General features: G+C 47.0%; 23 protein-coding genes and 1 riboswitch. Of the genes, 20 read left to right on the top strand and 3 right to left on the bottom strand.

Annotated features, from left to right (window positions below):
• Nucleotides 1-4: 4 nt before the first annotated feature.
• The 5 genes from EIZ39_RS27595 to EIZ39_RS26825 all read left to right on the top strand — a co-directional run bounded on the left by EIZ39_RS27595 (nucleotide 5) and on the right by EIZ39_RS26825 (nucleotide 2208).
• Entirely contained in the window at nucleotides 5-733 is a 729-nt protein-coding gene (locus EIZ39_RS27595) for a branched-chain amino acid ABC transporter permease (protein ID WP_255434020.1), read from the top strand.
• The gene (locus EIZ39_RS27590; protein WP_255434019.1) at nucleotides 714-1007 is read left to right on the top strand and encodes an ABC transporter permease subunit; all 294 of its coding nucleotides are present in this window, start codon (nucleotides 714-716) and stop codon (nucleotides 1005-1007) included. The genes EIZ39_RS27595 and EIZ39_RS27590 overlap by 20 nt, the downstream gene beginning before the upstream one ends.
• Entirely contained in the window at nucleotides 1008-1190 is a 183-nt protein-coding gene (locus EIZ39_RS20735) for a hypothetical protein (protein WP_129202425.1), read from the top strand.
• Nucleotides 1187-1960, top strand: coding sequence for an alpha/beta fold hydrolase (locus EIZ39_RS20730; RefSeq protein WP_129202423.1), 774 nt, complete (start codon nucleotides 1187-1189; stop codon nucleotides 1958-1960). Before EIZ39_RS20735 ends, EIZ39_RS20730 begins: the two co-directional genes overlap by 4 nt.
• 74 nt (nucleotides 1961-2034) lie before the next feature.
• On the top strand, nucleotides 2035-2208 hold the full coding sequence (locus EIZ39_RS26825) for a hypothetical protein (RefSeq protein WP_164985215.1): 174 nt from the start codon (nucleotides 2035-2037) through the stop codon (nucleotides 2206-2208).
• 32 nt (nucleotides 2209-2240) lie between these two features.
• Here EIZ39_RS26825 and EIZ39_RS20725 read toward each other — a convergent pair whose 3' ends face one another.
• Nucleotides 2241-3038, bottom strand: coding sequence for a sulfite exporter TauE/SafE family protein (locus tag EIZ39_RS20725; RefSeq protein ID WP_129202421.1), 798 nt, complete (start codon nucleotides 3036-3038; stop codon nucleotides 2241-2243).
• Between the two features lie 339 nt (nucleotides 3039-3377).
• On the opposite strand from EIZ39_RS20725, the gene EIZ39_RS20720 reads away from it, so the two are divergent.
• The 6 genes from EIZ39_RS20720 to EIZ39_RS20695 all read left to right on the top strand — a co-directional run bounded on the left by EIZ39_RS20720 (nucleotide 3378) and on the right by EIZ39_RS20695 (nucleotide 8225).
• Nucleotides 3378-3692 (top strand): IDEAL domain-containing protein, encoded by a 315-nt coding sequence (locus tag EIZ39_RS20720; protein ID WP_164985214.1) that lies wholly within the window; start codon nucleotides 3378-3380, stop codon nucleotides 3690-3692.
• A gap of 154 nt (nucleotides 3693-3846) precedes the next feature.
• Complete coding sequence (locus EIZ39_RS20715) at nucleotides 3847-4974, top strand: ABC transporter ATP-binding protein (RefSeq protein WP_129202417.1); 1128 nt, start codon at nucleotides 3847-3849, stop codon at nucleotides 4972-4974.
• Entirely contained in the window at nucleotides 4967-6304 is a 1338-nt protein-coding gene (locus EIZ39_RS20710) for an ABC transporter substrate-binding protein (protein WP_129202415.1), read from the top strand. The genes EIZ39_RS20715 and EIZ39_RS20710 overlap by 8 nt, the downstream gene beginning before the upstream one ends.
• Nucleotides 6305-6317: 13 nt before the next feature.
• Nucleotides 6318-7187, top strand: coding sequence for a carbohydrate ABC transporter permease (locus EIZ39_RS20705; RefSeq protein ID WP_129202413.1), 870 nt, complete (start codon nucleotides 6318-6320; stop codon nucleotides 7185-7187).
• 17 nt (nucleotides 7188-7204) lie between these two features.
• Nucleotides 7205-8008 (top strand): carbohydrate ABC transporter permease, encoded by an 804-nt coding sequence (locus tag EIZ39_RS20700; RefSeq protein WP_129202603.1) that lies wholly within the window; start codon nucleotides 7205-7207, stop codon nucleotides 8006-8008.
• Between the two features lie 10 nt (nucleotides 8009-8018).
• The gene (locus EIZ39_RS20695; RefSeq protein ID WP_129202411.1) at nucleotides 8019-8225 is read left to right on the top strand and encodes a hypothetical protein; all 207 of its coding nucleotides are present in this window, start codon (nucleotides 8019-8021) and stop codon (nucleotides 8223-8225) included.
• Between the two features lie 43 nt (nucleotides 8226-8268).
• On the opposite strand, the gene EIZ39_RS26820 is transcribed toward EIZ39_RS20695, so the two are convergent.
• Together EIZ39_RS26820 and EIZ39_RS26815 are read right to left on the bottom strand one after the other, a co-directional pair.
• Nucleotides 8269-8427 carry a hypothetical protein gene (locus EIZ39_RS26820; protein WP_164985213.1) on the bottom strand — a complete coding sequence of 53 codons (159 nt, stop codon included), beginning with the start codon at nucleotides 8425-8427 and terminating at the stop codon, nucleotides 8269-8271.
• Nucleotides 8428-8443: 16 nt separating this feature from the next.
• On the bottom strand, nucleotides 8444-8599 hold the full coding sequence (locus EIZ39_RS26815) for a hypothetical protein (RefSeq protein WP_164985212.1): 156 nt from the start codon (nucleotides 8597-8599) through the stop codon (nucleotides 8444-8446).
• A gap of 24 nt (nucleotides 8600-8623) precedes the next feature.
• Nucleotides 8624-8717: riboswitch (cyclic di-GMP riboswitch) on the bottom strand.
• Nucleotides 8718-8903: 186 nt separating this feature from the next.
• Between EIZ39_RS26815 and EIZ39_RS20690 the strand changes: the two genes are divergently transcribed.
• The 9 genes from EIZ39_RS20690 to murQ are packed head-to-tail and all read left to right on the top strand — an operon-like array spanning nucleotide 8904 to nucleotide 18797.
• Entirely contained in the window at nucleotides 8904-10079 is a 1176-nt protein-coding gene (locus EIZ39_RS20690) for an MFS transporter (protein WP_129202409.1), read from the top strand.
• A complete protein-coding gene (locus tag EIZ39_RS20685; RefSeq protein WP_129202407.1) occupies nucleotides 10063-11289 on the top strand; it encodes an anhydro-N-acetylmuramic acid kinase in 1227 nt (408 codons plus the stop codon). Before EIZ39_RS20690 ends, EIZ39_RS20685 begins: the two co-directional genes overlap by 17 nt.
• Nucleotides 11290-11336: 47 nt before the next feature.
• Entirely contained in the window at nucleotides 11337-12908 is a 1572-nt protein-coding gene (locus EIZ39_RS20680; RefSeq protein ID WP_129202405.1) for an ABC transporter substrate-binding protein, read from the top strand.
• Nucleotides 12909-12965: 57 nt separating this feature from the next.
• Nucleotides 12966-13907, top strand: coding sequence for an ABC transporter permease (locus EIZ39_RS20675; protein WP_129202403.1), 942 nt, complete (start codon nucleotides 12966-12968; stop codon nucleotides 13905-13907).
• Between the two features lie 15 nt (nucleotides 13908-13922).
• A complete protein-coding gene (locus EIZ39_RS20670) occupies nucleotides 13923-14756 on the top strand; it encodes an ABC transporter permease (protein ID WP_129202401.1) in 834 nt (277 codons plus the stop codon).
• Nucleotides 14757-14768: 12 nt separating this feature from the next.
• Entirely contained in the window at nucleotides 14769-15932 is a 1164-nt protein-coding gene (locus EIZ39_RS20665) for a serine hydrolase domain-containing protein (protein WP_129202399.1), read from the top strand.
• A gap of 4 nt (nucleotides 15933-15936) precedes the next feature.
• Nucleotides 15937-16908, top strand: coding sequence for an ABC transporter ATP-binding protein (locus EIZ39_RS20660; RefSeq protein ID WP_129202397.1), 972 nt, complete (start codon nucleotides 15937-15939; stop codon nucleotides 16906-16908).
• On the top strand, nucleotides 16905-17867 hold the full coding sequence (locus EIZ39_RS20655; RefSeq protein ID WP_129202395.1) for an ABC transporter ATP-binding protein: 963 nt from the start codon (nucleotides 16905-16907) through the stop codon (nucleotides 17865-17867). Before EIZ39_RS20660 ends, EIZ39_RS20655 begins: the two co-directional genes overlap by 4 nt.
• A gap of 27 nt (nucleotides 17868-17894) precedes the next feature.
• Nucleotides 17895-18797, top strand: a complete 903-nt coding sequence (murQ, locus tag EIZ39_RS20650; RefSeq protein WP_129202393.1) for an N-acetylmuramic acid 6-phosphate etherase — start codon at nucleotides 17895-17897, stop codon at nucleotides 18795-18797.
• Nucleotides 18798-18934: the final 137 nt, after the last annotated feature.

Here is an 18934-nt window from a genome sequence, read left to right as displayed (position 1 = left end):
GAGAATGAAAACAGAGGCAAAGGTTTTTCGGTCCACATTAGACAAAAAGATGCTATGGAATCGTTCATTAGCCACCCAACTTGTCATCCTAGCTGGAATGCTGGCTTTTCCCCTTATCTTTGACTCTCGCAGTACGATGATCATGGTCTCTCAGATGTTTATCCTTGGCGTATTTGCCATGTCCTATGACATCCTGCTTGGATATACGGGAATCATCTCGTTTGGGCATGCTATGTTCTTTGGTTTGGGCTCCTATGCTACAGCCATCATGATGAAGCAATGGGATAATACCTTCGGCGTTCTCTTGGTGGCGGTACTAGTTACGGTTGGTTTGGCCTTTATCATCAGTTTGTTTATCGGGTTCCTCTCGCTGCGTTTGAAGGCAACCTTTTACGCGATGATAACCCTTGCGTTTGCTGAGTTGTTCTTCATTGTAGCAGAAAAATGGAGAACGCTGACCCAAGGAAATGATGGATTTACCTTTGCGATTCCGAAGCTGCTCAGCGACAGACTGACGTTTTACTATGTCGCTTGTATCTTTATGGTTGTGATGTATCTTCTTCTTAAAAGATTCATAGAATCTCCGGTAGGGAAAGTGTTGGTAGCCGTACGAGAAAATGAGCAGCGGACAGAATCGCTGGGCTATCAAGTCGTCCATTACAAAATCATTGCCAAACATTGTAGCTGGTGTATCGGCTTCTTTAGCAGGGATCATGTACGCTTTGTCGATTAAATTCGTGAATACATCGGTTTTTGCCGTCGATAAAACCGTAGATGCATTGCTTATGACCATTGTGGGAGGCGTGGGAACGCTCTTTGGACCGTTACTGGGATCGGTCATTATCCAATATGCTCATGATTCGTTAACGGAGCTAGCCAAAGTTCATTGGATTTTTGAAAGATGGCTCATTCTCTTTGGAATCATTTACATTTTAATTGTAATGTTCTTCCCAAAAGGGATTGTCGGTACGATCCAAGAGAAATGGGCAGCAAGAGGAGGAAAATAAATGGGGATACAGCAAATGGTATCGTTTGTGCTTCGGTTCTATAAACCAGAGGACGAACGGGCGGGGCACTGGAGGATTAAGGTTACCCATGTTCAAGGCGATGAAGACATTCAAGCCAATACCTTACAGGAAGCTATAGCGTACATTCATCATGTCTTACATACGGAGGAGGCTAAAGTATGAACCGATTGCAGGTAAATGGATTTTCCATGTCCTATGAAAAGTGGGGGGAAGGAGAAAATACTCTTCTTCTCATCCACGGCAACCTGGGAAGCAAGCAATGGTGGAATCTTGTGAAAGAGGAGCTGGCTAGCCACTTCACGGTTTATATGGTGGATTTAAGAGGTTGTGGGCAGTCAGAAAAACCAACGGATGGCTACTCGGTACCGCAATATGGGGAGGATGTAGTCTCCTTTATCAAACAAATGGGAATCTCCCACTTTTCACTTGTCGGTCATTCCATGGGTGGAGTCATCGCCATGGATGTCGCTTCAAAAATCCCAGATCAAGTGGATAAGTTAATCTTGCTTAACCCAGCTCCCGCGGATGGCTTTGTTACTTCCGAGGATAAATATCAGATCATTGAGCAGTATTCCACGAATCGTGAATTGCTCAAGTCCGCTTTAACCGCTGTGGTGCCCAAGGGAGCCCATACTCCGTTATTCTTGGATCTGGTTGAAGATGCTTGGAACAGTACGCATACAGCCATACCGAATGCCCAGTCGCTCGGAACTATTGATTATTCGGAATGGGCAGCTACATTCGCGAAGCCTACATTACTTCTCTTTGGAGAGCAGGATGTACTGATTTCACTAGAGGATATGAAGCGGACCATCGAATGCTTTAAAGACGGGAAGCTGATCACTCATCCTGGCGTAGGACATTCTCCGCAGGTGGAAGATCCGGAGTGGTTTGTCAGAGAGACTTTAGAGTTTTTGTTAACGAAAAAATGAACAAATTGTTCTTTTAAAAGAACGAATAATACCTTATAATGGAATAGTAAGATATTCCTATGAGGTGGTTCGTGATGACTAGAGGATCTACTAGAAATGATAGAGAGTTTGATATTAAAGAGCATTTGAAACAATGGGATTGCTTGGATTTAAAGTCTACGGCCATGATTCTAGACCTGATGGAGAAGCTAGGGCATGAAGTAAACAACTGGAAGGTTGTGATGCACAAGCACGGGCAAAAAAAATAGCCGGCGCTTGTTCCTTCTGCCCTAATAAGGTATTACAGATGCAACATCATTCTTAATGCAATGAGAATCATGGTCCCCCCAAGTATGTACATTAAGATCTTAGAAGGAAGCTTCGAAGCTAGCTTAGCCCCCAACTGCCCACCCAAGAAAGCTCCCGGACTTAAGAATAGGACGTATTCCCACTTAATGTGACCTAGCACTCCATGAGAAAGAGTACCGCTGAAAGAAGAGATAAGAATCGTATACATGGAGGTAGCCGTGGCGACATGCGGAGGAAAGTTGAGCATCAGCGCCATGGTAGGAACCATAATGGAGCCGCCGCCAATTCCTAAGAAGGAGGAAAGAAACCCTGTAACAAAACTCACCATAAGGGCAAATCCTCTAGAATAAGAGTAGTGGAACTCACTTCCAGTCGAATCTATAAAGTGTCGATTCACGCTATGGCGAAAAGGCAGTTGAACAGGTCGATTGGGGTTAACAAAGATAAAAATAGATACAGCTAACACAAACAGACCGAAGACCTGGTGAAATATTTCCCCTGTAAGAATGAGTTTTGTTAAGATGGCTCCCATAATAGATCCTGGGATCATGGCGATGGCGAACCAAGTGCCGCTTTGTACATCGACTCGCTTTTGTTTTACATAAGCAAGGGTACTAGACAAGGAGTTAATAAACAGGACGGCCATTGAAGTCCCAACAATAAGCTGAGGACTTAAGGGGAAGAAATACACCAAAAAGGGAATGATGATGAATCCTCCGCCTAGACCTACTAAGGAGCCGGATAAACCAGCTAACGTTCCGATCAGGATCAAAAATAAGGAGTCTAACATGCTTTATTTACCCTCATAAGTAACATTGTCATGATCCTCGTCCAGGGTATCGAAGCGGTCCTGATTTCGTTTATCCTGGATACAACATGAACAAATATAGTTTCCGTATTGCGAAATAAACATATGTACGGTATGCGCCCCGCAAAAATCACATCGATAGGTTAAATGAATCATTCTTCTAGTTTCCCCGCTATTCCATAATATAGATCTATTCTAATAGAAAATGGACTTTTCTACCATCCTCAATTCCGTGAATAAGGGCTGTATAACAGGAGAACCAGCCACCCTCTTGCTGAATATATTGATAGAAACAAGAAGGCACAGAGGGGAGATGACAACTTGAGGGAGCACCACCTGAACGATTTCAAGAAAATCAAATACATTTGTGAAATCTATAAAGAGAGACGATTTTATTACAGGCAGGAGTACTTAGTGGGCTCAGACCGCTGGGGAGAGCCTAAGCAGATCTCGGAGGAAACCTTTCTAAAAAGGAAGAGGGACGGGTTCCCGGTTGAATATCGGCATATTGATAAACTGCCGCCGTACATCCTAAGTCAGTTGCAGGGTTTAGACTCGCTTATTGACTTGGCTCTAGATACAAAGGATGAGGAATGGTTTCGTGAACTTGTAGATAGGCGAAATATGATTTTTTAAGTTTTGTATGGCAGACGTTAAAGTCGCCTTTCTTTTTGTGTGTTGGAATACATAAACATTAACCAAATCTTTACATTTATTCCATAGTGGCTTTACCCTCCGTTGATAAGATGAGAAAGTATTGCGGTGTGCCAACTTAAAGGAGGGAAGGGAAGTGGCCCAACTTGAATTACGGAATGTCGGCAAGAGCTACGGCCAACAGCAGGTGGTAAGTCACGTCGGGGTCACCATTGAACGAGGAGAATTCTTCGTCATGGTCGGGCCTTCGGGCTGTGGAAAGTCGACAACTCTTCGTATGATCGCAGGGCTTGAAGAAATCACTTCAGGTGACCTGATCATCGATGGGAAAAGAATGAATGGTATCCCCCCGAGTGGACGGAATATATCCATGGTTTTTCAAAATTATGCCCTGTACCCGCATCTAACAGTAAAAGACAATATTTTGTTTGGATTGCAGGTCCGCAGAGTGGTTAAAAAGGAACAGAAGAAAAGATTAGATCATGCTGCGGAGATGTTGGGAATTGGACAGCTGCTGAATCGAAAACCCAAAGAGCTCTCAGGTGGTCAGAGACAAAGGGTGGCGTTAGGACGAGCGATTGTGAGTCAACATCCCATCTGTCTAATGGACGAGCCTTTATCTAATTTAGATGCTAAGCTTCGAGGGCAGATGCGGACGGAAATACGCCGACTTCAGCAAGAACTTGGGATTACGATGATTTATGTTACTCATGACCAGGTCGAAGCCATGACGATGGGCGATCGAATGATGGTGATGCGTGACGGTGAAGTCCAGCAGATCGGACATCCTTTAGAAGTGTACAATGATCCGGCCAATTTGTTTGTAGCCCAATTTATGGGCGCTCCACCGATGAATACCGTGAAGGGTCTGGTTCATGATCGGGGAGTCGAAGTCATACTGGATGGTCAACGAAAAATGATCCCCATTCGTTTGGCTCCCTGCGTGGATCGAGGAAAATCGGTGATCTTAGGGATTCGCCCTGAAGCTCTGAAACCAGCTCCCACGAGTGCAACAGGGGACGAGAAATGGCTAGTTACGGTTCAGAGTGTGGAATTACTTGGTTCTGAGACGATCGTAGAGTTTCAAGTGGACGATCAACGGTGGAAAGCGAAATGGAACGGTCAGTGGAACTTAAGGCGTGGGGATGAAATCCATGTCCAGTTGAAAGCGGAGCAGATGCTTCTCTTTGATCAAGAATCAGGGAAGCGTCTGCCCTTTGAAAATACATACACCTACATAGGGGAGAGGGAACAATATGCGTAAAATGTGGAGGAATATGCTTTTAAGTGTAAGTAGTTTAGCCCTGGCTGCAGGCTGCTCCTCGGCGCCGACGTCCAGCCCGCAGGATCAAGCTAAGCCAGTTCAGGCAGAGGCGACAGCACCGAAACAAGAGGAAAAAGTAGATTTAACCTTCTTTTATCCAGTTGCAGTGGGTGGACCTTTAACGAAAATCGTGGATGACATGGCTGAACAATTCAATCAGGAGCATCCCAACATCCAGGTGAAGCCTGTCTATACAGGAAGCTATCAGGACACGACTACGAAAATTCAAGCTGCCGTACAAGGGAAAAACCCTCCTGATGTAGCAGTTATGCTGTCTACCGAACTCTTTACCATGCTCGATATGGATGCGGTTCTTCCACTAGATGATTTTATTGCAAAAGATGGCGGAAGCGAGTATATCAATGACTTTTATCCAGGCTTTATGGCCAACTCGCAAACAGAAGGAAAGACCTATAGCATTCCGTTCCAACGAAGCACGATCGTTCTTTACTACAATAAAGACGCTTTCCGTGAAGTAGGACTTGACCCCGAGAAGCCCCCGCAAAATTGGGACGAGCTCGTAGAGTACTCCAAGAAATTGAAAAAGGATGGACGCTGGGGAGTAGAGATTCCGACGTCTGGGTTCCCTTACTGGATGTTCCAGGCTTTTGCTCTGCAAAACGGAAAAAACCTCATGTCGGAAGACGGAAAGAAAGTCTACTTTGAAACCCCTGAAAATGTAGAAGCTCTTCAGCTTTGGGTCGATTTAGCGAAGAAGCATCAAGTGATGCCGGAAGGGGTCATTGAGTGGGCGACCGTTCCTTCTGACTTCTTAGAAGGAAAAACGGCGATGATGTATCATACAACAGGTAACTTAACGAATGTCAAGAGCAATGCCAAGTTTGATTTCGGAGTGGCGTATTTGCCAGCGAAGCAGAATTTTGGAAGTCCAACAGGCGGCGGGAATTTCTATATGTTTAAAGGGATCGATGAAAGCAAGCAAGAAGCAAGCTGGAAATTTATTCGGTGGATGACCGAGCCTGAGCGTGCTGCACAATGGAGTATTGATACGGGCTACGTGGCTACGCGTAAATCTGCTTACGAAACGGACAAGATGAAGCAATATGTCACGGAATTCCCAGCTGCAGCGGTTGCTCGTGATCAATTGGAATTTGCCCATGCAGAGTTATCCACACACAATAACGGAAAAGTGAGCAAGGCCTTCAACGATGCCCTGCAATCTGCTGTAACGGGTCAGTCGGAACCTGCGGCAGCCCTTAAGAAGGCTCAAGAGGAAGCGGACAAAGTATTAGCTCCATTTAATAAGTAAAGGAGGAGAGAAGATGGGGAAAACCAACATCTATGCTTGGTTATTGCTTCTTCCTTCCCTGATCTTCCTTATCCTGTTTACCTTTTATCCCGTGCTGAAGACACTGGTCCTCAGCTTTTACCAAGCGGATCTGGGTTCCCCAGAGCCGTTTTTTATCGGGATGGAAAACTACCAACGGATGATGGAAGATGATGTGTTTTGGAAGGTGCTTAAAAATAACTTGTGGTTTGCCCTAGGCACCGTGCCTACGAGTATGGCTTTAGCTTTGGGGATGGCTTTGTTTGCTAATAAAGTGTTACGGGGAAAAGGGTTTGTTCGGACGGCTTTCTTTTATCCTACGGTCGTGCCGATGATTGCCGTGGCTAACATTTGGTTGTTTATTTACACCCCTGAGTATGGAGCAATCAGCCAACTTTTACAGTGGCTTGGACAGGGACAAATTAATTGGTTAGGCGATCAGACGTTTGTAATGTGGGCGATGGTCATCATGGTGATCTGGAAGGAAGCAGGCTATTTTATGATCTTTTATTTAGCTGGTCTGCAGAATATCTCGGAAGAGATGTATGAGTCGGCCTCCATGGACGGAGCGAAACCTTGGACGGTGTTTCGCCGGGTGACCTTTCCCCTGCTCATGCCGACGACGTTATTCGTCATGGTGATTGCCGTCACCAATTCCTTTAAGCTGGTCGATCACTTAGTCATCATGACCAAGGGTGGACCTGATAACGCTAGCAATTTGCTGTTGTACTATATTTTTGAAACAGCTTTTTCGTTTTGGGACCAGGGCATGGCATCGGCTTTAACGATCGTGATGGTGGTATTACTGTTGCTGCTGGCCGCTTTTCAATTTTTCGGATTGGATAAGAAGATCCATTACAACTAGGGAAGGAGGAGTCTATGATGTTGAAAAGATTAAGCGATGCCTCCATGTATATCCTGGCGATGCTGTGGATCTTTCCTTTGCTATGGGGGTTTTGGACGGCTTTTCGGCCGCGCCATATGGCGACATCCTGGACGTTTTCGTTTGAATTTACCTTGGATAATTTTGCGAAGGTCTGGGCTGGAGCTCCATTTGCTCAGTATTATTGGAATACGTTTTTGATCGTTACGGGCATTTTGATCGTGCAATTGGTGACAGCCACGCTAGCCGCGTATGCCTTTGCCAAGATGAAGTTCTGGGGAAAAGATGTGTTATTTCTACTATTTCTCGTGCAGCTGATGGTGCCGGCGGATATACTTCTTTTTCCAAACTATAACGTTTTGCGAGATTTATCGTTGCTAGATACGAAGCTTGGAATTATGATGCCGTATTTCGCTTCGGCCTTTGGAATCTTTTTGCTGCGTCAAACGTTCAAGACCATCCCTCATGAACTAGAAGAAGCGGCCCGCATGGAAGGATGTTCATGGTGGCAAATCGTGTGGAAAGTCTACGTTCCGCTTGCTCGTCCAACCTATGTGGCCTTTGGCTTGGTGTCGGTCAGCTATCATTGGAATAACTTCATGTGGCCTTTGATCATAACCAACTCGATAGAAAATCGGCCATTGACGGTGGGTCTGGCGATCTTCGCGCAATCGTTTGAAACAGGCGCCCAATGGGCAGAAGTCACAGCCGCGACGACCATGGTCATTATGCCTTTGTTATTAGCTTTTCTATTATTTCAACGTCAGTTTTTAAATAGCTTTATGCACTCTGGGATTAAATAGGAGATGAGTAATGCCTTACTTGGCTGCACTCCATCTGAGTGACAATTGCGGGCAAACAGATGATCATCTTGCTGTTGGAGAGGGAACGGTTCCTTTTCACGAACTGATGGATCGATTAGCTGGATTCAGCGGGACATGGGTGCTAGAAAAGAAAAATCTAGGAGATGCCCATCTCAGCCGGGATCGACTATTGAAGGGATTAGGAGTGGGGATTTAAGTTTAGATGGATCAAAACTTAAATCCCCGACGAACTATAATTTTTAACTCATTAAAAACGAAATAGCCGTTACGATAACCATGGTGAGGAGCGAGCCCAGCACGATGGCAATCGAATTTTTCTCCCCAGGGGTAAGGCGAATAACCTCGTGGGGATATTTTTTTTTCTTCATAAGTTTATTTATGGCTGAAAAGAATGTCATGCGGTTTCCTCCTATACTAGGTTGCTGTCATGCTCGATTGATGTGAGGAGCATAATTCTCTCAGTCTTCTTTGTTCATACCATTCAAGGGCCTTGCGCTCCGCTCTTGTAAGATAGCGCTCGCTTACACTTGCTGACTTTTTACGTTTATTCTGTTTTTTCACGGCAAACATGATCTAACAAAATCTCCTCTCGTATTCGGTAGCTGGCTGGCTTACCAAGGTCTATTCCCTCGGTGAAACCCCTGTAGCTTTGCGTCCCCACTTTTCAATGGGTTTGCCTTTTTCGTACGACAATACACACTTGTCGAATATAGTCGAATTATACCAGTTATTTACTAAATCTAACAATAGAACTAATGACCTATGGTTAGAATTTAAGTTGTAGTAATATTTATTAAAAAATAATTGACGTAAGAAATAATATTACATAAAATGAAGATATCAGAAATATTAGTTCAGTGAGTGGAGGCGAATCATGAGAGGGGCTTTCCTAGTAGCCTTAGCGCTGATCTTCGCCATTGGATCGCTCGATGCGGTCCGCGGTCTGCTTGCTCCTCATATCCAAGGTTCCTTGAACTTTAACCTTTCACAGATGGGTTTGTTACTGGCAGGCGCTCCTCTTGGATTCCTCTTATCGGGTCTCGTGGCGGGCAAGTTGTTGGAACGCCTAGGGCTGAAGAAGGTGGTCTTTCTTTCTGGTCTGTTTGTAACCGTTGCCATCGTAGGTTTAGTGATTCTCCGTCAGATTGGTTTTCTTACACTAGCTTTTGTCTTCATCGGATTCAGTAAGGGGTTAATGGAGATAGGTCTAAACACCTATACGGCAGGAGCGTATCCTCAAGCGAGGGCTCGTTACCTAGGTATTCTTCATGGTTTCTACGGAGGTGGTTCCATTGTATTTCCTGTTGTCGCAGGATGGATGTTGATGACAGGAGTAGATTGGAGAGGGATTTATGTTCTTTTAGCTGCTGTCTTTTTATTGGCCATTCCGGCAGGATTCGTGTTTCGCATTCCAGCCGACCAAGCACAGGGGGAAGAGAAATCTTCACCAGCCTTAGGCTCCTTTCTCATTGACAAGCGTTTCTACTGGTTAGCAAGTTTAGTGGTTTTCTACGTTGCCTCCGAAGTAGGGATTCTGTCCTGGTTGCCTTACTATTTAGAAACCTATAAACAAGTAGATCCCCTGCACACCCCCTATTTTATTGGCGCTTTCTTTTTACTATTTACAGTAGGAAGCATAACCGGCGGACAACTGGCGGAACGGTGGGGCTACGAATGGGTATTAGGGCTTACGGCGGCCGCCGGAGGGTTATGTTTGGTTGCGGGGCTATGGGGAACAGGGAGTTGGAAATATTTATTTCCGTTTGTCGGACTCTTCTATTCTATTATTTTTCCCATTCTCGTGGCGCTCGCTTCAAGAGATTACCCTGGACAGTCTGGTACGGTAATTGGATATCTGTCAACGGCTGCAGGAGGAGGAGCGATGGTATCCGCTTGGTTAATAGGAATCCTAGGAGAGTGGATCGGATTTCAGACCGCATTTTGGCTGCCTGTATGGTTTATGGGAATCGTGGTAGGGTTGGCCTACTTTGGCAAGAGGGTTTACAAGCAATCCTTGATGGGAGGAAAAACAAATGAATTACCTAGATGACGACCGATGGCTAAGATACCGGGAACGTCATGAACACTGGCTGATCGGGATGATGTCAGGGACTTCGCTGGATGGAATTGATGCGGCCTTAGTGAAGATCACATCGAATGAGGAAAAACAAATAGAGGAAGTAGCTCTAGTAGAGTTCCTTTATCTTCCCTACTCCGATGAATTAAGAAGGCGTTTGAATGACCTTTGCTCTCCTGAAACGGCTAGATTGGATCAATTAGTAGAGGCTCATTATGGGGTAGCTGAATGGTATGCCTACTCCGTTCATCAATTGCTAGAAAAGGCAAACTTCAAGCCCGAACAAATCGATGCGATCTGCTGTCACGGTCAGACGATCTGGCACGCTCCGGTTGATCAAGCCTTTCCGGGACCAGAGGGTCCTCTACCTGTAAAATCCACTCTTCAGATTGGGGAGATGGCGGTGCTGGCAGAGCGGACAGGAATTCCGGTCATCGGGAACTTCCGTGCTAGAGATATGGCCGCTGGTGGTGAAGGGGCGCCGATGGTTCCTTTTGCCGATCGAATCTTGTTCGGAGAAGCGGGCAAAGGCCGGATCATGCAGAACATCGGGGGAATCGGCAACTGTACCTTTATTCCTGCCGGTTCTTCGGCGGATGGAATCTTTGCCTTTGATACCGGTCCAGGAAACATGATCATGGATGACTTAGTGATGATGCATACACTTGGAGCTCAGCGCTATGACCGCGGAGGAGAAATCGCCTCCCAAGGGAAGGTAGATGAAGCCATGCTTCAGCAGTATTTATCCGACCCTTATTATGGGAGAAAACCACCTAAGAGCACGGGACGTGAAGTGTACGGAACCTTTTTCACTGAGAAGTTTTTGGAGAAAGGAAAGAAGCGGGGCTTAAACTTCGAAGATATTCTAGCGACCGCCACGGCTTTAACCGCTCACACGATCACGAAGGCTTACAAAGATTTTATCTTGCCTCATCACGAGGTGGGAGAGGTCATCGTTTCGGGTGGTGGAGCTCATAATTTGACCTTAATGAAGATGATTCAGGAGCAGTTACCGGAGTCCGTTTCATTAAAGACGGCAGCAGATTACGGGGTGCCGGATGATGCGAAGGAAGCGATGGCGTTTGCTATTCTCGGTCATGAGACGATGATGGGCAGACCGAGCAATGTCCCTTCTGTGACGGGAGCAGGCCGTGCGGTTCGGTTAGGGCAAGTGTGCTGGTAATAACGAAGAGAAAGTTAATCGACTAATTAAAAAATAGGGGGATACACATGAAAAAGAATTGGGTTTCAGCCTTTCTACTTACCTTGAGTGTTGCTTTAACAGCCTGTGGCGGTGGCGGACAGTCTACAACACAACCGACAGATAAGCCAGCCGAACCAGCGAAGGAAGCCGCAGCTCCTGCTGCACCCGCTAGAGAGAATGTATTAATTGTAGCGGCAGACCAAGACCCAGTAGGTTTAGATCCTCATAAGATTCCTGCTGCTTCAAGTGCTAGAATCTACGGATTGATCTATGATGGACTAACCAAGATGGACCCGGAATTTAACGTCATTCCGAATCTAGCTACAAAATGGGAGTTTTCCGAGGATGGAAAAACGCTAACTTTCCACCTTCAACCGGGAGTGAAATTCCATAATGGAAGAGAAATGACCTCAGAGGACGTAAAATACAGCTTTGAGAGAATCTTGAACCCGGATACCGGTTCTACGGTCAAGTCGTTCTTTGCTAGTATCGAAGCGATTGAAACTCCTGACGCCAATACCGTAGTTTTTAAATTGACGAATCCAGATTCTGCGATTGTAGCGAATACCTCCAGTGCTCAAGTAGCGATCGTTCCAAAGGAAGTGGCGGACTTAAACACGGAAGCCGTGGGAACAGGTCCATTCATGATGGAGAAAATGGAGTCTGGCCAATACGTTCAATTAAAGAAGAATCCGAACTACTTTAAGGATGGGCTGCCAAAGGCGGATGGAATCAAGTTTACCATAATGAAGGATGAAGCTCAGCGTACCGCTGCGATTCGTTCTGGTAAGATCGACATCGCATCCGTCAATGCGGATACAGCCATGCTGTTAGAGAAGACTCCAGCGCTGAAGATTGAAAGCTATCAATCGGCTGAATACGGTTATCTTGGAATCAACACAGCGAAGAAGCCTTTTGACAATCCTAAAGTAAGACAAGCGATCAGCTATGCCGTAAACCGTGATGAAATCGTGCAAACCGTATGGAAAGGGCAAGCGGAATTAACGGGCCCGATCTCTCCGGCACAGAAGAGCTGGGCAGTAGATACGTCTTCTTTTGCCTCTTATAAGCATGATGTAGCCAAAGCAAAAGAATTATTGAAAGAAGCTGGCTTGGCAGATGGATTTAAGACGACGCTTTATACCGCTTCCACTTATCCGGATATGATTGAATCCGCTCAGGTGATTCAACAGCAATTAAAAGCCATCGGCATTGACGCACAGATCAATCAATTAGAGTGGGCAGCGTATATCGAAATGTGGAAATCCAAAGACACGGATCTTCTTGTAGGACGCAATACTTCCGGAACAGACCCTGACCGTTCCATGCGTTTCTTCTTCTCGACGACAGGATCTGCGAACGTGTGGAATTATTCCAACCCTGCTTACGATGAAATTGTGCAAAAAGCTCTAGAAACAACAGATCCAGCTGGACGTAAGGAACTCTATAACCAAGCCCAGCAGATGTTAGTGGAGGACGCTCCAAATCTATTCTTAGCATCACCTAAAAACTTCTACGCGGTGAGTGAACAAGTCGATGGCTTCGTGCCGACAGCTGCGGGAGAAGCGTTTGCGATCGTACGTGCATCTATAAAGTAAGAGTGGTGGCGGGTAGGGTTCCTACCCGCCGCATCTTTTCCATAGGGAGGGGAAAGAATGGGCCGTTATATCCTTAAGCGCCTCATGACGCTGATCCCCATTATTATCGGGATCTCCATTCTGGTGTTTATGATTTTACATCTTGTCCCGGGTGATCCGGCTTCGATCATGCTCGGAACGAATGCCACACCCGAAGCCATAGAAGCTTTAAATCGCAGCATGGGGCTTGATCGCCCCCTCATCGTCCAATATTTGACATGGGCCAGTGGCCTTGTGCAAGGGGATTTTGGCGTATCAATCCACTCGGGGGAACCGATTTTGCCTGCGATTTGGAATCGATTTTTAGTCACTTTTCAATTGACTATCCTTGCTGCCCTGATTGGCTGGAGCATTGCTATTCCGGTTGGTATTCTTTCCGCTGTGAAGGCTCACTCCGCTGTCGATGTGGCGGGTAGAGTGGTGGCGATGCTTGGCATTTCTGTTCCAAACTTCGCGATTGGAACATTGATGTTGCTTGGACTCTCGTTGTATTTTGGCTGGTATCCTCCGATTGATTATGTCCACTTTTGGCAAGATCCAGTGGAGGCCTTTAAAATTTTCATCTTGCCTTCCATTACGATGGGAATCGTCTTAGCGGCAGGGATTATGAGAATGACGAGATCAGCTTTCTTGGAAACGTTGGATAAAGAGTTTATTCGCACCGCTAGAGCGAAGGGGAACGGCGAGTGGACGGTCATCATCGGTCACGCGCTTAGAAACTCTACGATTCCTGTAGTCACCATTGCGGGAATGCAGATCGGGTATTTGCTCGGGGGAGCGGTCATTGTCGAGCAATTGTTTTCCGTACCTGGATTAGGGCAGTACATCCTAGATGGGATACATCAACGCGATTATCCTATTGTACAAGGCGGCGTGTTGTTTATCGCTTTGATATTTGTGCTTGTCAATCTTTTCGTCGATGTCATTTATACGTGGATCGATCCTCGGATCAAGTATTAGGAAGGAGAAGCAAAAGTGAACTCATTTCGTACTCGTTTTTTCCGTAACAAAACTGCTGTTGTTTGCTTGATCTTGCTGTTCCTTCTCGTGGCTGCCGCGGTACTTGCTCCGTTTATTGCTCCGCATGATCCTACTGAAATGTTTAAAGATCATCGCCTAGAAGGCAGCTCCGCGGAGTTCCTGCTTGGAACGGACCAATTCGGTCGAGACCTGTTCAGTCGTATTTTGTATGGAGCAAGGATTTCCTTACTCGTGGGGATCAGTTCCGTGGCCATTAGTGTGATTTTTGGATCCTTATTTGGATTGGTTGCTGGTTATTTCGGTGGCCGGATGGACGGTATCATCATGAGAATCATGGATATTCTTTTCGCTTTTCCAGAAATCTTGCTGGCCTTAGCGATTGTGGCGGCTCTAGGGCCTGGTATGTTTAACACGATTTTAGCGATCGGGATCGTGAATATTCCCGTCTTTACCCGTTTGGTCCGCAGTACGGTGTTAAGTATTAAAAACTTGGAGTATGTGGAAAGTGCCCGTTCGATAGGAGCTAGTACGAGCCGTATTATGTTTCTTGAAATTTTCCCGAACGTTAATGCTCCGTTGCTTGTCCAATCTACACTAGCTATTTCTGGTGCGATTTTGACCGAGTCGGCGTTAAGCTTCCTAGGACTAGGAATTCAACCGCCGGATCCGTCTTGGGGTGGGATGATTTCGGAATCTCGCCGATATATGGAGCTCGCTCCGGGCATGATTGTCTGGCCAAGTGTGGCGATGACGATTACGATTCTTTCATTTAATTTATTCGGAGATGCGCTGCGCGACTTGCTCGATCCTCGCCACCGCAGCAAATAAGGAGGGAGACTCATGAACGAACGATCAGTACTTGAAGAAAGCTTGGCAAATGGGATAGAGCAAGGCTTCTTTCCGACGGCGATTGCAGGTCTGAAGAGAGAGGACGATGCTCCGATCTTGGCCATGAAAGGGGTACAGGAACATACGGTGTTTGATGTGGCTTCCTTAACGAAGGTCGTGGTCACGCTGCCTGCCATTCTTCTGAGTGTTCAGGCCGGGAAGCTCTCCTTATTTGATCGGGTAGCCAGACACATTCCGGAGTTTACGATTGGCTTCGATCGGGTGAAAAAAGAGCAAATCAACATTCATCATCTGTTGACCCATACATCGGGGCTTCCTGCGTGGCGTCCATTTTTTATCACGTGTCAGGGGCGGCAAGCTTATATCGAAGCGATTGGGAAGGAACCCTTAATTGGGGAGCCAGGCAAGCAAGTCGTTTACAGCGACCTTGGCTTCATGCTGTTAGGTTTTATTTTAGAGCGAATTTGGGATCTTCCGTTGGAGGAGATTGCGAAGAGATTAATTTTCCATCCTTTCTCCATGAATCACACAGGCTACGGTGTGCAGAAAGAGTGGGATGTGGCTCCTACAGAAGAAGGAAATGAATACGAGAAGCAGATGGCTTGGAATTACCTGCAGGATCGTCCGGACGGTTCCCTGATTTTTACGGAGGAGGAATGGAGGAGCGTGCCTTGGAGAAAAAGGGTCATTCAAGGGACGGTTCATGATGGAAATGCTTATTACGGCTTAGGCGGTGTAAGCGGTCATGCGGGACTGTTTTCTACTGTAGGGGATCTGCTTTCCTATATGAAGTTATGGTCCGATCCCGTTGGTGTATTACTGGATCCATTGTTGCGGAATTTCGCCATTCAATGCCAATCGGGTGAATTGGCCCCTCGAAGAGCCTTGGGCTGGGAGCATTCCGTGATGGGGGGTAATGAGGAGCAAAAAGCGAGAGGGTGCAGCGGAGGCGATCTGGTATCGGCTTCGGGCTTTGGTCATACCGGGTTTACGGGAACCTCCATCTGGCATGATCCGGAACGTCAAACGACGATTGTCACCCTGACGAACCGTGTTCATCCCAAGGTCAAGGACGGCATGATTCGTTGGCGCCATATGCATCATAATCGGGTTTTTGCTTGTGTAGGACTGGGAAAGCAGAAAGGAGGGGAATAGATTCATGGCACCGATACTGGAAGTTCGAAATCTAAAAACGACGTTCAAGCAATCCAGAAGCTCCATTACGGTTGTTGATGGGGTAGATTTTACGCTTGAACCTGGGGAAACCTTGGGGATTGTTGGAGAGTCTGGATGTGGAAAAAGTGTCACGAGCTTATCGATTATGCGATTACTCGGTAAGAATGCCGTGACCGATGGGACAATTGCTTTTGAAGGAAAGAACTTGCTTGCACTTAGTGAAAAGGAAATGAAAAAGGTTCGGGGAAATCGTGTGGCCATGATCTTTCAGGAACCCATGACCTCTCTTAATCCGCTTCATTCGGTCGGAAAACAGATTTCCGAGCCCCTGCGCAATCACTTAGGTCTGTCGAAGGCGCAAGCCAAGGAACGAACCATCCAGCTGTTAAATGCCGTGGGAATCCCGCGTGCGGACGAAATTTTCTCCTCGTATCCTCATCAGCTATCTGGGGGGATGAGGCAACGCGTCATGATCGCGATGGCGATGGCCTGTCAGCCGAAGCTCATCATTGCCGATGAACCGACAACCGCCTTGGATGTTACGATCCAGGCTCAGATTTTAGAGCTCATGAAAAAGCTGAAAAAAGACAATGGGACCTCTATCGTGATGATCACCCATGATTTGGGCGTCGTGGCCGAGATGTGCGAACGCGTCATCGTGATGTATGCCGGTCAGGTGGTGGAAGAAGCAGATATTCGAACCTTGTTCCGAAGCCCTAAGCATCCTTATACGATCGGATTGATGAAATCGATGCCGGACTTTACCGAGGACCAGGATCGTCTACAAGCGATACCAGGGACGGTTCCTTTACTAAGCGATCTGCCTAAAGGATGCCGATTCGCCCCGCGATGTGAGTGGGCAACCGATCGCTGTCATCAGGCAGCGCCGGAGTTAATTTCTGTAACCGAGCAGCATCGCGTACGCTGCGTGTTGGTGGAGGAGGAGAAAGCATGAGTCGTCAGCCTCTATTAGAAGTGAAAGCTTTAACGAAGCATTTTGCCACGACAAGCGGATTCTGGGGGAAAACGAAAACGGTGCGAGCCGTGGATGGCGTGGATTTAACCATTTATGAAGGGGAAACGGTGAGTCTTGTTGGAGAGTCCGGCTGCGGAAAATCTACCACGGGCCGATGCCTGACCCGTCTGATCGAGCCTACGGAAGGGGAAGTGTGGTTTCAAGGAAAGAACATCCTGACTCTTTCCCCAGAAGAAATGAGACAGATGCGTCGGGATGTCCAGTTCGTCTTCCAGGATCCATTCGCTTCGCTGAACCCTCGCAAGACCATTGCCCAGATTCTAATGGATCCGTTAATCGTTCACGGTATAGGAACTCCGACGGAGAGACGCAAGAAGGTAGAGGAAATGATCGAGATCGTGGGACTGACCACCAAGCATCTTGATCGCTACCCCCATGAGTTCTCTGGGGGACAAAGACAGCGAATTGGGATCGCCCGTGCCCTTATTTTAAGGCCGAAGCTGATTGTGGCGGATGAACCGGTTTCGGCATTGGATGTTTCCATTCAAGCCCAGGTATTGAACCTCATGCAGGATTTGCAGCGGGATTTTAAACTCACTTATCTTTTTATCTCGCATGATTTAAGTGTCGTCAAACATATTTCGGATCGTGTAGCTGTGATGTATCTTGGCAAAGTGGTGGAGGTAGCAGAGAAAGGGGCCTTATACCGAGCTCCAAAACATCCCTATACCAAGGCGCTGTTGTCTGCTGTACCCGTGGCTAACCCTGATGCGGTGAGGGAGCGGATTTTACTCGAAGGGGATCTGCCAAGTCCATCTAATCCTCCTTCAGGATGTACGTTTCACCCGCGCTGTCCCTCCTGCATGGACATTTGTCGAACCACATCACCTACATTGAAGATTACCGACGAAGGACATTTCGTTTCTTGTCATTTGTAAGGACTGGAAGGAGAGGATGAGGGAAACATGATTGATCAACTAAATCGTTTAACGACAGAAATGAGAAATGAAGCCACGCAAAATCTAGATTCCTTATCGACGCGTGAAGTCGTTGAATTAATGAACCGTGAGGATCAAACGGTGGCATATGCGGTAGAGAAAGAGCTGGAGCGAATTGGCAAAGCGGTAGATCTGATTGTTGAATCCATGGAAAAAGGCGGTCGTTTGTTTTACTTTGGTGCAGGGACCAGCGGCCGGTTGGGTGTCTTGGATGCCTCGGAGTGCCCGCCGACGTTCGGTACGGAGCCTTCTCTTGTGCAGGGCGTCATTGCAGGAGGGCGTAAGGCTTTAGTCGAAGCGATTGAGGGTGCTGAAGATCTGCCGGAATTAGGGCAAGAAGATGTCGTGAAATACGGCGTGAAGTCGGGCGATGTGGTGGTAGGGATTGCGGCAAGCGGACGTACTCCTTATGTTCTAGGTGCGTTGCAGGCGGCCAATGAGATCGGGGCGGTTACCGTTTCTCTATCCTGCAACTCCACTTCGGTGTTGACGGGGGAAGCTGATGTTGCGATCAATGTGGTGGTCGGACCCGAGGTCGTCACTGGCTCTACTCGTCTCAAGGCCGGAACGGCCCAGAAGATGGTCTTGAATATGCTGACGACAGGAGCGATGATTCGGTTAGGGAAAGTCTATGGCAACTGGATGGTGAATGTTCAGGCGACGAATCATAAACTGCGGGAGCGCGTGAAACGGATTATCATGGAAGTGACGGGAGTGTCTTATGAGGAAGCTTCGGTGCTTTCGGAGCAGTCTGGTGGAGATGCTAGAATCGCCATCGTTATGCAGCAAACGGGATTGAGCTATGATGCGGCGGTTGAGTTGTTGGAGCAGACCAGAGGACGTGTGCGTGAGGCGATTGCGCAAGGATAGCAGGGTGCGGCGCTGGCTGGAGCTAGAGCTCGGCTGGTGCTGGTGCTGGAGGATAACCGGAGTATTTTCCGCTATTAGTAGATTCGAGTGAAAAAGTGCGGAAATAGGGGGAGAAAGTTCCCTTATTGGCTCCGAAT

Source organism: Ammoniphilus sp. CFH 90114, from assembly GCF_004123195.1.
GTDB lineage: Bacteria > Bacillota > Bacilli > Aneurinibacillales > RAOX-1 > YIM-78166.
Note: the sequence above shows the minus strand (reverse complement) of the source record. Positions and strands in the feature narration are given on the sequence as shown.